Raw genomic sequence first — 14,161 nt, 5'->3', positions numbered from 1 at the left:
CGCAGGTTCAGTCGACTGGCGGGGGGAACTCGATCCCCTCGTAGATTTGCCGGAGCGGCAGTTCGATGCCAAGCGCTTCAAGCCTGGCGACGGCCTCGAGTCGTTCAAAGGTTTCGAACTTCCAGGCGCCGCCGTCTTGCCGCAGGTAGGTCTCGACGCGTGGCGTCGTTTGGGAGATCAGAACGTACTGCGCCAGGGAATCGATCGTTCGGTAGTCGGTAAACTTGTCGCCGCGGTCGAGGGCTTCGGTCGACTCGCTCAACACTTCGATGATGGCCTTGGGGTTCAGAATCGCGACCTTCTTCAGGCCGGACAGTTCGAACTGCGGTTTGCCGCAGGCGACGATGCCGTCGGAGTAGTAATAGCGGACCTTGCGCGGGATTTTTACCCGCAGATCGCTGTTGTAGACGGTGCAGCCTGAGCCAGCCAAGCGGTTTCGCAACTCGCCGCAGGCATTCATGCCGATCAGGCTGTGTTCTGCGGTCCCACCCGCCATTGAAAGCAGATCCCCTTCGCGGAACTCATACCGCTGACCGCCGGGGTCTTCAAAGGCCAGGTACTCCTGCACCGTCATCCGAGATACTGCGGGCAATCCCATGGCCATATCTTATCAGACGATCTCATCGGCGTAAGGGAATCCATAGCACGGTCGTGCGTCTGTATGCGTTCGATCATCCGACACTCGGGGTGACCGCCACCGCGTACAGACCGCTCGCCACCTCATCGTCCAGCAGTATCGGAATCATCCATTGAAGGTTTGGGATCGTATCCTTCGGCAGCGAGGCGGTTTTGTGCAGTTCCAGCAATTCGTCGGTGACCGCATACGCCTGACCGACGTTGCCAAAGGCGCGGAAGAAATGCCCCACCCAGTCCGGGCCGCTCAGGCGGAGGACCTGCTGCCAGTCGGCGATGTCGACGCCGGCTTCCTCACGAAACTCGCGTCGCATGGCCTGCAACGGCGTTTCGCCGGGCTCAATCTTCCCGCCGACGCCGTTGAGTTTTCCCGCCTGCCAGGCCGGCCGGCGTTTGCGGATCAGCAGGACACGCGAGCGATCTTCAGAAAATAGAAACCCGCAGGCGTATTCTTGCATCTTAAATAAGTTGAAGGGTTCGACTGTACTACAGTCAATGCGGCGTGCATCGACCCGCAGACTGCGGTCGAAATGTCGGGCTTTGACGCGTACAGTCAAGCAATCGTGGTTCAACCAACAGGAGTTTCAATGCGGTTCGCGAAATGGTGTGGCGTGGGCGTGGCGACGATTGCCGCGGGCTTGGGGTTGTACCAGCTCAGTTCACTGGCTGCCCCGGGAAGTGGCAAGTCCGACAAAAAGGAGTCCGCCGTGGTGAAGGTTGCCGTTTACGACAAGAATGCAAAGCTCGTCCCCGTCGAGACCGCCCGCGTGGTCAAAACTGACGAGGAATGGCTCAAGCAACTGGGGCCGGAAGCGTACAAAGTGGTCCGCGCCAAGGGCACCGAACGCCCGTTCTGCGGAACACTGCTCGATAACAAGAAGGAAGGCGTCTACGCCTGCGTCGGTTGCGGTTTGCCGCTGTTCTCGTCGGATGCCAAGTTCAATTCCGGCACCGGCTGGCCGAGCTTCTTCAAGCCGGTTGCCGAGGGGAATGTGGTCACCGAAATAGACCGCGCCTACGGCATGGTTCGCGAAGAGATCCTGTGCGGCCGTTGCGGCGGACACCTGGGTCACGTTTTCGACGACGGCCCGCCTCCCACCGGCAAGCGGCATTGCGTGAACTCGGAATCGCTTAAGTTTTTCGGCAAGGAAGAGCTCGTCAAACTTGCCGACCCCGCCGCAGAGTCTTCGGCGACCAAGCCCGCCACCCAGCCGGCGAAGTAGAACGGCATTGATCGTTGCGATTTCCCGCGATTGCAAAATAGATTGATTCGAGCCCCGAAGCCCGCCAGGTCGTTTGACACTGGCGGGCTTCTTCTTCACCATCCCGGTATGCGCCGTTTGTCTGCTGTTTTGTGCCTGGCGAGTCTCGGTCTGTTCGCCGGGGGTTGCTCGCAATCGTCCGGAATCACCCGGCCCGAAGAGTTCGGCCCGGCGAAGCTTCGCATTCATCCTTCCTTTACCCGGGTGAAAGACTGGACCGGCGACAAGAAGCCCGACGGCGTCGAGGCCGTCGTTGAGCTTCTGGACTCTTATAACGAGCCCACCCGCGGCAACGGGACCATGCTCTTCGAACTTTGGGGTTACAAGAAATACAACCCCAACATGATCGGACAGCGTCTTGGTGGTCCCTGGAAGGGAACACTGCTGACACGGGAAGAACAGGAAGCCCACTGGAGTCCTGCCCTGCGGGCCTATACGTTCCAACTCGCCGACGACAAGATCAGTGAAGGCCGCGAGTTCGTCCTGACCGCCAGCTTCGAAACCGCCGGCGGCCCCGAGCAGAAGGGTGGCGGTCGTCTCTTCGATAAGCTGATCATCGAGCCGCCGCCGGGCAAGAAGATCGAAGAAGATGGCGTCGGAAGGGCCAAGGGGAATCGGCCCTGATAGCCCAGTTATCCTGATTGCCCCGTCATAAGGAAGCCTCAACCATCGTGTCTTTATCGCTCCTATCGCAGCAACCCGTCCCGGCACTGTTGGCCCGGCTGCGCGACGAACTTGCCGTTGATTTCGCTCCCTCCCGGCCGGTTCGTATCGCCCGGGCTCCGGGCCGGCTCGACGTCATGGGCGGGATCGCCGACTACACAGGGTCGCTCGTCTGCGAGATGCCGCTCGATCGGGCAGCGGCGGTCGCGATTCAAGAGCGCGACGACCGGCAGGTGCAGGTCTTCTCGTTCAATCTGTTCGACGAGCACAAGCCGTTCACGCTGCGAATTCCCCTCGACGCCCTGGCCGCGATGCCCACCGCTGACCTGCGTCGTGAGTTCGCCGAGCCGGGACGGCAATGGGCGGCGTACCTTGCCGGGTGCCTGCATGTGCTGCACGTCGCCGGGTTGGTCGATCTCGCCAAGCCTTCCGTCGCAGGTCTGAACATTGCCTTGCTCAGTACGGTGCCGCTGGGCGCGGGGGTCAGTTCGTCGGCGGCGATCGAAGTCGCGACAATGTCGGTGCTGGTCGATCACCTTAGGATTTCGCGAGACGCTTCGATCTTGTCGATGGACCTCGCCGCGCTGTGCCAGCGGGTGGAGAATGACGTGGTCGGCGCACCTTGCGGCATCATGGACCAGGCGACGAGCGTGGCAGGCCTTTCTGGCCAGCTTCTCCGGATGAAGTGCCAGCCGCACGAACTGCTCGCGCCGCTGGCGGTGCCGCCGAACATGCGTTTCGTCGGCATCGACACCGGCGTGCGGCACAGCGTCGGCGGGGGGCAGTACGGCAAGACCCGCTGCGCGGCGTTCATGGCCCACAAGATCATCCTGGCGACGATGAAGCACATCGGCGCCGCCGCCGGCCGCGAACTGGTCGCCGACCCGCTCAACGGCTACCTCGCGAACCTCGATCCTGAAGACTACAAGCGCATCTTCCGCTCGCGGCTTCCGGACCAGATTCGTGGCGGCGAATTCCTTCTCAAATATGGTCCCACGATCGACACGGCGACCCGGGTTCACCCCGATACAACCTACGAGATCGTCCACGCCGCCGACCACCATGTGCTGGAGGCACGAAGGGTGCGAAAGTTCAGCGAGTTCCTGGAAGAGGCCAACCGGATGGCCCCGTCCGCCATCGGATCGCGCGACTACGGCCTGACGCTCGACAAGGCCGGCCACCTGATGTACGCCAGCCATCAGTCGTACATGATGGACGCGAAGCTCGGTTCGGAAGAAGCCGACCTGCTGGTGATGCTGCTGCGGCAGCGGGAACGCCAGGGTCTGTACGGTGCCCGGATCACCGGCGGCGGGCTGGGCGGAACGGTGGCGTTGCTCTGCGAGCGGGGCGACATTCAGGATAAGGCAATCGCGTCGGCCATGGCCGACTACGCCGGCAAGACGGGCAAGACGCCGACCCTGTTCGCCGGCAGCAGCGACGGTGCCTGGCAGACCGGGTCGGCGATCGTGTAGGGCGGGCACTGCCCGCCGGATGACTTTTCTTGTGGCATGGGCATGTACTCATGCCCGTGTTTGCGATACGGCAAGTAACACGGACGAAGAACACGGACATGCTTACATGTCCATGCCACGAACATGCTCAAAAACGCAGACGATATTGTCCGCCGTCTCAAGTCCTTCCAGGCGACCGTTCGGTCATTGCTGATCGAGTCACGCAAATCGAAGGATCTGCACGCCGTCAATCGCAGCAGTACCGCCGACACCATCTATCAGATCGATACGGTGGTCGAGCCCGTGCTGGTGGAGTTCTGCAAGGAGTGGTCGAAGACTACGCCGCTGGTTCTTATCGCCGAAGGGCTTGAAGACGAAAGCGGCAAGGAAGTCGAACACCTGACGTTCCCGCTCGGCTCGCGTCAGGAAGACGCCGAGATACGGGTGATCGTGGATCCGATCGACGGCACCCGCGGCATCATGTACGACAAGCGATCGGCCTGGGCGCTGGCCGGTGTCGCGCCGAACAAGGGGCCGGGAACGCGGCTGCGCGACATCGAAGTGGCGGTGATGACCGAGCTTCCGACCAGCAAAATGGGATTGGCGGACGTGCTCTGGGCGGTCAAAGGCAACGGCGCGGTCGCTGAGCGGGTCGACCTTCGCTCGGGCGTCGCCGAGCCGCTGGCGTTCCATCCGTCGCAGGCGGACGGCATCGCCCATGGGTTTGCGATGGTCGTCAACTTCTTTCCCGGTACCAAGGTGATTGCCGGCGAGCTGATGGAACGCATCGCCTCAGAGTTGCTCGGCGGAACCGATACCAACAACTCGCTGGTGTTCGACGACCAGTACATCTCGACCGGCGGACAGTTTTACGAGGCGATCGTGGGCCACGATCGGTTCAATGCCGACCTTCGGCCGTATTACTATCGCATTGCGGGAAAGCCCGAGGGACTCTGCTGCCACCCGTACGATTGCGCCACGCTGCTGATCGCAGAGGAAGCGGGCGTGATCGTGACGGACGGACTGGGGCGACCGCTCGACGGGCCGCTGGACACGACAACGGGTCTGGCCTGGGCGGTTTATGCCAACGCGACGTTGCAGCGGAAGATCGAGCCTTTGCTCACACGTTTTCTTGGCGAACGAGGCGTTCGGTGACCATTTGCCAGCCCTATTTCCGGAAAGTGCATTTCTCTGCGACAGCCAATCGGTCGGTTTCGTTCGTTCTAAGAGCGCGGTACGGAGTTGCCGATGCAAACGTTTTTCATCCGGCCGCGTAAGAACGCTCGATAAAGGGATATAACCGTGGCAGGAGGCCGTACGGGGATTGCCACGGCGCAGGTTCGCTGACGGACGGAGCAGGTGTTGGACTTTTCAATTCGCGTGAACAATTCCATTGTACTCGTCGTGACCTGCTTGATCGGCGGGGCGGCGGTCTTGTCGGTTTCACTGCTGGCCGGGGGCTGTGGCGACGCGTACCGGAACTCGGCCGACCGGGATGTCTATCGAATCCTGGAAGACCGCAAGCAGCAGGCATTGGGCTACGACCCGCAGACCGTCTCCGAGCCGGTGATCAAGCCGTCGCCGGGTTTGGCAGGCCAAAACCAGCCGACAATCGACGCGGTCGAAGGGGCACCCCCGCAGGGCGACGAGAAACCCGGGCCGGTCCCGTCGCGTGCCTATTCCAGGATTCCCACCACGCCTCTGCCCCCGATGGCCGCGCCGGCGTTGGACATCACCCCTGAGGTCGCTCAGTGGGGTCCGCTCGGGCCCTTTATCGACGAGATTGACGACGGGTCAAACGTCAAGATGGACCCGTTCGCCGTGGACATGGCCAGCCGCTGGAGCGAACGCCGGCTGCGATACGGACCGGTCGCGCCCCGCAACAAACCGATCGAACTGGACCTTTTTGAATCACTCCGATACGCCGTCCGCCACAGCCGGTCCTATCGCAACCAGATGGACGACCTTTACCTGGCCGCCCTGGACGTGACCTTGGAGCGGCACCTGCTGTCTCCACGGCCGTTCGTCGGTGGAAGCCTGCTCTACAGCGGCGGCCAGAACGACGCCAACTACAACTCGGCGCTCACCGCGACAATGAACGCCGGCGTGCGACAGCGATTGCCTTACGGCGGCGAGATCGTCGCGCAAACGCTGGTCAGCTTTGTGAACGCACTCGATGGCAATGTGGACGACGGTGAAAACGCCTCGCTGGTGCTTTCGGGAAGCGTGCCGCTGCTCCGTGGGGCGGGGATGGTCAACCTCGAAGCGCTGATCTCGTCCGAGCGGGATGTCGTTTACCAAGTGCGGACCTTCGAAGAGTTCCGCCGGGTGTTTGTCATCAGTGTCTCCGACGCTTATTTCCGGCTTCTCGCGTCGTACCAGTCGGTCAACAACCGGCGAACGAATCTGAAGAACTCCCAGAGCCTGCTCGACAGAACGCGGGCGATTTACGCAGCGAATCTGGGTGGCGGCGGCGCGGTGGCGGGTGGGCGTACCCTTCGGTTGACCTTCCTGGAAGTGCAGCGTTCCGAGCAACAGCTACTGGACGCCCAGAACAGCCTGATCGACGCTCAGGAGGCGTATCTCAATGATCTTGATGACTTTAAGCTGCTCCTGGGCATGGACGTGCGGCAGGATGTGGACATCATCCCGGTCGCGCTGGAAGTGAACATCCCGGAGTTGGAAGGCTATGACCTGATCGAAGTCGCCAATCGGTTCCGCCTCGATCTGCAGACTGCCCGGGATCGCATCGACGACGCCCGGCGGCGGGTTGCCAACGCCGAAAACGGACTGCTGCCGGACCTGTCGGTGGTCGCCCGCGGCGAGATCGGCAATCGCGACAACACGCCCGGCCGCGATATCGACAGCCGCACACTGAGGTACTCCGGCGGATTGAACCTGGATCTGCCGGTGGACCGGGTCGCAGAGCGGAATGTCTACCGCAGGGCATTGGTCTCATTTCACCAGGCCCAGCGACAGTTCGAAGACCTCGCCGATCGTGTCGCCGCCGACGTTCGTTCCGCGGCCCGGGCGATCCAGTCCAGCCGGGTGGCGCTGGCGATCCAGAAGCGGAGCACCGAGTTGGCCCAGCGACGCCTGGATAACGCGAACCTGCTGCTCAAGCGGGGAGAGACCAACGCCCGCGACGTCGTCGAAGCGCAGCAAGCCCTGATCAGGGCGCAAGATGCGTTCGAACGAGCCCGCGCCGATCTTCAGGTCCAGGTGCTCCAGTTTTTACGCCAGACGGGCACGCTGCGCGTCGATCCCGAGACTGGTGCGCTGGGAAGGGCGCTGGACCGTCGCCGGCCCGATCTGTCGACGGCACGTACTTCGAACACAAAGCCGTGACACTGGTAGAGATAGCATTGGAGTCTGCGGCGATGCCGGCCGCTGGTATCATTTCGATTCGCTGGCCAAGAACATCAGAGCACGCCGGCCAGGGGCGAATCTGCCCGAACGCCGGCCGGCCCCAAACGTAGTAGACCGTCATGACCACTTTTGCCGTTCCCTCAGAAGCCTCGATGCCGGACCGCAGTCGTAAATGGCTCACCGTGACCATCCTCGGAATGATGGCCGTGGTTGGCGTCAGCGCTTATTACGGCCGGTCCTACATCCTGCCCGCGTCCTCGAGCGGCATCTCCGATTTCAAGTTCTACACCGTGACGCCGACCGAGATGCAGGTGAAGGTGTTCAAGGACGGGGAGCTTCAGGCGCTTAACAGCATCGAGATCCTCTCGAACGTCGAAGCCATCGCAACGATCGTGCAGATCGTGAAGGAAGGCGCTACGGTCAATGCGGGCGACGTCCTGGTGGAACTCGACAGCTCGGCGATCCGCCAGAAGATTGAAGATACCACCCTGGAATTGCAGCGCGCCGAGTCGGATGTTGCCGCCGCCCGAAACACCTTGGCGATCCAGAAGAGCCAGAACGACGCAAACCTGGAAGCCGGCACGGTTGACGTGCAGCTCGGAAAGCTCGCCATCCAGCAGTATGTGGACGGCACCTACCCACAGGACCTCTACGCCGCCGAGATTGCCCTGAAGATGGCCCAGATCAAACTGGCCAACAAGGAAGACGACTTCAAGCAGATCAAAGAGCTCTATACGAAGAGCTTTGTCAATCTCGCGGACGTGAAGGCCGCCGAGCTGGATCTGGAAACGGTGCGCAACGACGTTTCAAAGGCGCAGGGCGCGCTGACCGTCCTGTCGAAGTACACCCATCCCATGACGCTGGCGGGGAAGCAGAGCTACCTGAAGCAGGCGGAGCAGAAGCTCGCCCGCACGAAGGTTGAAAACCAGAACAATCTCACCAAGGCCGAGACCGCGCTGGAAACCCAAGAGACCGCCAAGAAGATCATGGAACGGCGCTTGGCCCGCTACCAGGAACAGTTGGAATACTGCACGATCAAGGCACCTCAATCCGGACTGGTGGTTTACAACAACACCAGCAGCCGTGACGGCGGACAGCCGATGCAGGAAGGCGCCCAGGTCCGCGAGCGGCAGGTCATGCTGCGGCTTCCCGACACGTCGTCCATGAAGGCGGTCGTGCGTATCAACGAGAGCCAGGTCATCCGGCTGACAACGTCGCAGCGCGCGGTCGTTCGGGTAACGGGCATTCGCGAGCCGATCGGCGCATCGGTCACCCGTATCAGCCCGGTTTCAGACTCGAGTTCCCGCTACTTCAGCCCCGATACCCGCGAGTATCCCGTCGAACTCGCGCTGGATTGGACGCCGCCCAATCTGAAGCCGGGTATCGGCGTGAGTGTCGAAATCCTCGTCGACAGCATTCAGAACGCGAACGTCGTTCCGCTGGCGTCAATCTACTCGGCCGGTCCGGACACCTACGTGTTCGAGAAGGCCGCCGATGGCCAGAGCGTCAAGCCGAAGAAGGTGTCAATCGGGGTTGCCAACGAAACGCACGTGGTGATCGCCGACGGGGTGCAGCCCGGTGCGCATGTGCTGTTGCTCCAGGCCGGACAGGGCCGCGACCTGCTAGAAAAGAACGGCATTCGCCCGCGCGTCGAGGACGAGCCGGCGGTGCGTAAGCCCGAGAAAGCCCCCGGTGACGCACTGCACCCGCCTTCTGGTGGCGGACCGGAAGCGACTCCTGGTACCGGAAATGGCTCTGGGTCCGGCAAGAGTGGAACGTCAAACCGCCGCCCCGGAACCGGCCGGCCACGGCCCGAAGGCGGAGCGTCGGGCGGGAAGAGCGTCTCGTCGATTGATGCACCCGCCAAGCCGTTGAAGAACGCATCGCCAAAGCCGACGGATTGAACTTCGGTGTCGTTTTGAGCTTTAGTGATAAGCCCGCACAGGGACGGGGCACGTCAGCGTTCGCACCCGCGATGCCAGCACCCGGAATGCCCGCATCCGGCGTTCAGGCCCCTCCGTTTTGCGATTGAACCAAGGTTCGTCCTTGGGTAGGCTGTCGCCCACTCGGATGACGCGCATCAATTCGCGGGGAACCATCCTGCGGTCAGTTGCAACGGTCGGGGGTCAACCTTGCGTTGTGCAGCCGCCGTCAGCCGAGCAGCATTTCTGGAGCAGTCGATGAGCAAGCGTTTCGCGATGAAGACGGTGTTCCGTTCGGTCGTGGTAGTTGCCGGCGGGCTCTTGGTGTCGGCAGGGCTGACATCGGTCTGGGCTGCCGACGCGACTGCACCAGCGGCCGCTCCATCGACCAAGCCCGCCTACACACCCAATGACCTGAACAAGACCGGTGCGCTGTACCTGCTGAAAGCCGAGGCCGAGCTGGCCGACGGAATGAAGGAACTGGCCGCGTTGAACGCGAAGATGGTCGCCGAGCAACGTTCCCGCGACAAGGTGAACGTACAGATCAACAAGGCCAAGACGGTTTTTGCCCAGGCCGATGCCGCCCGCCGCGCAGAGCTTGAGAAGCTCGCCAAGGTGACCGACGCGTTTCAGAACAACCAGATCGTCGCCAAGATCCAGACCCTCGACGGTCACATGCGCGACGCGATGAAGTACAAGGACGAGCAGGAAAAGGAACTGGCCAAGATCGGTGACGAGGCGCGGACCAAGTACATCAACGGCGTGGTCGATATGGCCGCCAAGGCCGATGCCATCTCCGCCGGGTACGCGGCGCTCGCCAAGGACGAAGAACTGGCCAAGAAGCTGACGGCCGAGAAGGCCAAGCTCGGACCCTCGCCGGACTTCACCGGCCGCTACGCCCTGCTGAAGCGCTGGCGCACCCCGATCTTTGCCGAAAACATCAAGCTCACGTTCGAGGGCAAGGTGCCCACGGTCGATGTCACGCTCAACGGATCGACCGTTCGCAAAATGGTCGTCGACAGCGGCGCCAGCTACGTGTGCATTCCCGCCAGCCTCGCCAAGGCGATGGAACTGATTCCCGGCAAGGACGATCCGACCGTCACCATGCAACTGGCCGACGGCAAGCTTGTCGACGGCAAGTTGACGAAGCTCAAGAGCGTCCGGGTCGGAACGTTCGAGCTCAAGGATGTCGAGTGTGCCGTGTTGCCGGCCGAACTGGTCGCGGCAGAACCGCTGCTGGGTGGGTCGTTCCTCAACGCGTTCTCGTACAAGATCGACATCGGTAAGGAAGAACTGCACCTGTCCCGCATCGATGACGGGAAGAAGAAGTAGTCGGCTCGGTGCGGCCGACCGTGCATGAAAACTCCCACGGTAGTGACGTGGGCCCCGACGCAGGACGCCTACCGCGACGCGGTTGGCGTCCCGCGGATACGCATCACATCTTGGACATCGCAGCCCCTCAACCCGATGAACGCTGGATGCGCGAGGCGCTGGCCGAGGCAGTTCTCGCCGCCGCCGAAGGCGAGGTGCCCATCGGTGCGGTGGTGGTCCACGAGCCCACGGCCACCATCATCGGGCGCGGCCGCAACCGCCGCGAAACCGACCACGACCCCACCGCACACGCTGAGATCCTCGCACTGAAAGGCGCCGGTCGGTCGATTGGCCACTGGCGGATCCTCGACTGCACGCTCTACGTCACGCTGGAACCCTGCCCCATGTGCGCGGGCGCGATGGTCAACGCCCGTCTGCCCCGCGTCGTGTACGGCTGCGACGACGCCAAGGCCGGAGCGGTGAAATCTCTCTACACGTTGTGCGGGGACGAAAGGTTGAACCACCAGGTGCAGGTGGTCGCCGGGGTGTTGGCTGTCGAGTGCGCCGATGTCCTGCGCGAGTTCTTTCGTGAACGCAGGGCCCGTGGACAGAACGGCCGAAGACGCTGAACGCCAACCCCACGGCCCGCTCCCGCCCGGCCTCTTCAAGCAGGCTACTTCAACTTGAGCGTGAACCCTTCCTGCTCCCACTGCTCCACGAGCCGTCGGAGGTCGGCGATGGTCAGGTTCAGTGTCTTGCTGGTGTCCACCAGGCTCTCATAGAGCCGCGGGTCGTTCACCAGTGCACCGGCTGTTCCCTCGCCCTTGTCGATGCGTGTCGCGATCGCGTTGAACTTGTCGAGCAGTTCACCCACCTGTGTCAGCCGACTGCCGACCTGGGTCGTCAGCTCGTCCACGCGTTTACCGCCATCGGACAGCGTGGTTCGCACCTGCGACAGGGTCTGCGAGGTTTCTCCCGACAGAGTTTCCAGTTTCGCGGTGAACTTCTGGAGGTTCTCGCTGGTCGTGCGAATGCTCGCGATGGCGGCCGACAGGTCTTCGCGGACCTTCGGGTCGCCGACGATTTTGTTGAACGAATCGATCGCGACCCCGGCGTTGCGAAGCTGGTTCCGCATCTCGATGACGGTCTCGTCGACATGCGCGATCAACTGCTGCTCACGAATGCTCCGGGCAAGATCAGTGAACTCCGGCGGAATCAGCCCGGTGTTCTGATTGATCGCCTTGATCTGGGCACCGGCAGCCAGGCGCTTGTCCGAAGGCGGACCGACCGTCTCCAGGAAGATGCCCGCCGACATGCTCAGGCTCGACGCGGCCTTGATCCGGCCGATGACATTCGCCGGGACGGTTTTGTCGGCACTGATCAAGGCGTCAATGACGACCCCGCTGTTGTCCGGCAGAAGTTTGACACCCGTGGCCTGGCCGACGGGAACACCCAGGTAGTACACCGCAGACCCGTCCGATACCCCGTCGGCGCGTTCGGTGGTGATCTGGATCGTTTCGCCCTTGGAAATGAGTGCTGCGACCGACGAACCGCTGAACTTGAGGATCATCCAACCGAGCGACAGGATCGCCACCAGCACAACGGAGCCGACAAGAATGTTACGGGATCGGGAGGTCATGATTTCTTTTCCACGGGCCAGGCCGCTCCGGTCGCCGGTCGGCAGTTGTTCATCCTTGAAAGCTGCCAACGCCTATCCGGCGCGCTTCTGTTTCTGCGCCGGCGGAGTCGGCTCGGCCTGCTCGGGCTGTGCCGTTGGCGGGGCCATGTCCAGTGCCTCCAGATCCTCTTCGCCCGCTTCGCCGCGGACGAAGTTCCGGATCAAAGGCTCGGCCGATTCCTGCATCGCCTCAGGCGTTCCGTCGAAGATGATCCGTCCGCGATGCAGCATCACGATCCGGTCGGCGACCTTTCTCGCCGAATGCATGTCGTGGGTCACGGTAATGCTCGTAACCGCCGTTTCCCGCTTGAGCTTCAGAATCAGCTCGTTGATCACGTCCGAGCGAATCGGGTCGAGACCCGTCGTGGGCTCGTCGTAGAGAATCAGACGGGGGTCCATCGCAATTGCCCGCGCCAGCGCGATCCGCTTCTTCTGGCCGCCCGAAAGCTGGGCCGGCATCTTCTTTCGTGTTTCCGGCAGACCGACCATCTTCAGTTTCTCGTCGACAATACGGCTGATCTCCGCCGCCGACTTTCCCGAGTGCTCGTTCAGAGGGAACGCAATGTTCTCCTCGACGCTCAAAGAATCGAAAAGCGCGCCCATCTGAAAAAGGAAACCCATCTGCACCCGGACCACGTCCACTTCTCGTTCGGTCATCAGGTCGATCCGCTGACCGTCGAACCAGACCTCTCCCTTGTCGGGCTTGAGCAACCCGACGATGTGCTTGAGCAGCACGCTCTTGCCCGTGCCGCTGGCGCCGATGATGACGATCGACTGCCCCTCGGGAATGGACAGACTTACGCCGTCGAGCACGACCAGTGATCCAAATCGCTTGTGAAGATTCTTGAGCTCGATCAGGGCCATCGTCGATTAAGCGTAGTCGCGCTGGAGGATGAATGTGAAGCTGATCCGTGGCCGCATGTCGTGCGACAGGCATCTGCTTCAACTGAAAACGCCGCCGCGGTTGCCGTACAACCCGAAATAAAGACCCGACAACAGCCGGGCGAAGAAAAAGTTCAGGACGATGATGGAGATAAAGCTCGCGACAAAGCTTTCCGTGCATGCCTTGCCGACACCGCTCGCACCGGCACCGCTGTTGAAACCCTTGTAGCAACTGACCAGTCCGATCGCGGCGCCGAAGAAAATACTCTTGAAGATGCCCTCAAATATCTGCCAGTTCTCGATGGCCTGGGCGGAATACTGCCAGTAAGGGCCCGACGCGATGCCAAGGTAGCTGACGCTGATAAAGTAACCCCCGACAACACCAAGCAGGTCGCTGTAAATGGTCAGGATGGGCGTGAGCAGCACGCAGGCCAGAAAGCGGGGGACCACCAGGTATCGAATCGGGTCAGACCCCATCACCCGCATCGCGTCGAGCTGTTCGGTGACGTTCATCGTCCCCAGTTCGGCGGTCAGCGCGCCGCCCACCCGCCCGGCGAGCATCATCGCCGCCAGCACCGGGCCGATCTGTTTGACGACCGACAGATTAATCACCGAGCCGAGCCGGCTCTCCTGGCCCAGCTGCTTGAAACTGTTGTACGACTCGATCGCCATCACCATGCCGATAAAGGCACCGGTGATTCCGACCACCGGAACCGAGCGAACGCCCACCTCGAACATCTGCGGCACCAGCAGGCGCAGGCCCTTCCAGCGGAAGCCCGAACGCAGAACGCCCCCGAAGGTACGCCCCGCGAAGTCGCAGAAGCGCCCGAACGCGGCCAGAAGATTCGCTATGACGCTGAGGGTATGGTTTCCGAGGGCCTCAACGCGATTGATCGGCATCGGGCGGATGATACGGGCGCTAAGTATGGCGGACAAGGAACTGACGATTTCTCAATACCCACAACGAGTGCCGGCTGGGTTGTCGAGCCG

Annotated in this window: 13 protein-coding genes; 8 read left to right on the top strand and 5 right to left on the bottom strand. The window is 62.1% G+C overall.

Going from position 1 to position 14,161, the window contains the following annotated elements; all coding sequences use genetic code 11:
• Window positions 1-7: 7 nt before the first annotated feature.
• Both IPV69_RS08400 and IPV69_RS08395 read right to left on the bottom strand, forming a co-directional pair.
• The gene (locus tag IPV69_RS08400; RefSeq protein ID WP_206294603.1) at window positions 8-592 is read right to left on the bottom strand and encodes a Uma2 family endonuclease; all 585 of its coding nucleotides are present in this window, start codon (window positions 590-592) and stop codon (window positions 8-10) included.
• 79 nt (window positions 593-671) lie between these two features.
• Window positions 672-1,190 (bottom strand): NUDIX domain-containing protein, encoded by a 519-nt coding sequence (locus tag IPV69_RS08395; RefSeq protein ID WP_206294602.1) that lies wholly within the window; start codon window positions 1,188-1,190, stop codon window positions 672-674.
• A gap of 30 nt (window positions 1,191-1,220) precedes the next feature.
• Between IPV69_RS08395 and msrB the strand changes: the two genes are divergently transcribed.
• From msrB to tadA, 8 genes are all read left to right on the top strand, one after another.
• A complete protein-coding gene (msrB, locus tag IPV69_RS08390; protein ID WP_206294600.1) occupies window positions 1,221-1,856 on the top strand; it encodes a peptide-methionine (R)-S-oxide reductase MsrB in 636 nt (211 codons plus the stop codon).
• Between the two features lie 108 nt (window positions 1,857-1,964).
• Window positions 1,965-2,519, top strand: a complete 555-nt coding sequence (locus tag IPV69_RS08385; RefSeq protein ID WP_206294599.1) for a hypothetical protein — start codon at window positions 1,965-1,967, stop codon at window positions 2,517-2,519.
• 47 nt (window positions 2,520-2,566) lie between these two features.
• The gene (locus IPV69_RS08380) at window positions 2,567-4,030 is read left to right on the top strand and encodes a galactokinase (protein WP_206294598.1); all 1,464 of its coding nucleotides are present in this window, start codon (window positions 2,567-2,569) and stop codon (window positions 4,028-4,030) included.
• A gap of 123 nt (window positions 4,031-4,153) precedes the next feature.
• The gene (locus IPV69_RS08375; RefSeq protein WP_206294596.1) at window positions 4,154-5,164 is read left to right on the top strand and encodes an FIG domain-containing protein; all 1,011 of its coding nucleotides are present in this window, start codon (window positions 4,154-4,156) and stop codon (window positions 5,162-5,164) included.
• 225 nt (window positions 5,165-5,389) lie between these two features.
• Complete coding sequence (locus tag IPV69_RS08370; protein WP_206294595.1) at window positions 5,390-7,357, top strand: TolC family protein; 1,968 nt, start codon at window positions 5,390-5,392, stop codon at window positions 7,355-7,357.
• A gap of 140 nt (window positions 7,358-7,497) precedes the next feature.
• Window positions 7,498-9,282, top strand: a complete 1,785-nt coding sequence (locus IPV69_RS08365; protein WP_206294594.1) for an HlyD family efflux transporter periplasmic adaptor subunit — start codon at window positions 7,498-7,500, stop codon at window positions 9,280-9,282.
• A gap of 276 nt (window positions 9,283-9,558) precedes the next feature.
• Entirely contained in the window at window positions 9,559-10,632 is a 1,074-nt protein-coding gene (locus IPV69_RS08360) for a retropepsin-like aspartic protease family protein (RefSeq protein WP_206294593.1), read from the top strand.
• A gap of 110 nt (window positions 10,633-10,742) precedes the next feature.
• Window positions 10,743-11,240, top strand: a complete 498-nt coding sequence (gene tadA, locus IPV69_RS08355) for a tRNA adenosine(34) deaminase TadA (RefSeq protein WP_241179977.1) — start codon at window positions 10,743-10,745, stop codon at window positions 11,238-11,240.
• Between the two features lie 44 nt (window positions 11,241-11,284).
• Here the strand turns inward: tadA and IPV69_RS08350 are convergent, their stop codons facing one another.
• The 3 genes from IPV69_RS08350 to IPV69_RS08340 form a co-directional block, all read right to left on the bottom strand.
• Window positions 11,285-12,250 (bottom strand): MlaD family protein, encoded by a 966-nt coding sequence (locus IPV69_RS08350; RefSeq protein WP_206294592.1) that lies wholly within the window; start codon window positions 12,248-12,250, stop codon window positions 11,285-11,287.
• Window positions 12,251-12,322: 72 nt separating this feature from the next.
• Window positions 12,323-13,153, bottom strand: a complete 831-nt coding sequence (locus IPV69_RS08345; protein ID WP_206294591.1) for an ABC transporter ATP-binding protein — start codon at window positions 13,151-13,153, stop codon at window positions 12,323-12,325.
• A 78-nt stretch (window positions 13,154-13,231) separates the two neighbouring features.
• On the bottom strand, window positions 13,232-14,071 hold the full coding sequence (locus tag IPV69_RS08340) for an MlaE family ABC transporter permease (protein ID WP_206294590.1): 840 nt from the start codon (window positions 14,069-14,071) through the stop codon (window positions 13,232-13,234).
• Window positions 14,072-14,161 lie beyond the last annotated feature (90 nt).

The sequence above is a fragment of the Humisphaera borealis genome (assembly GCF_015169395.1).
Lineage (GTDB): Bacteria > Planctomycetota > Phycisphaerae > Tepidisphaerales > Tepidisphaeraceae > Humisphaera > Humisphaera borealis.
Note: the sequence above shows the minus strand (reverse complement) of the source record. Positions and strands in the feature narration are given on the sequence as shown.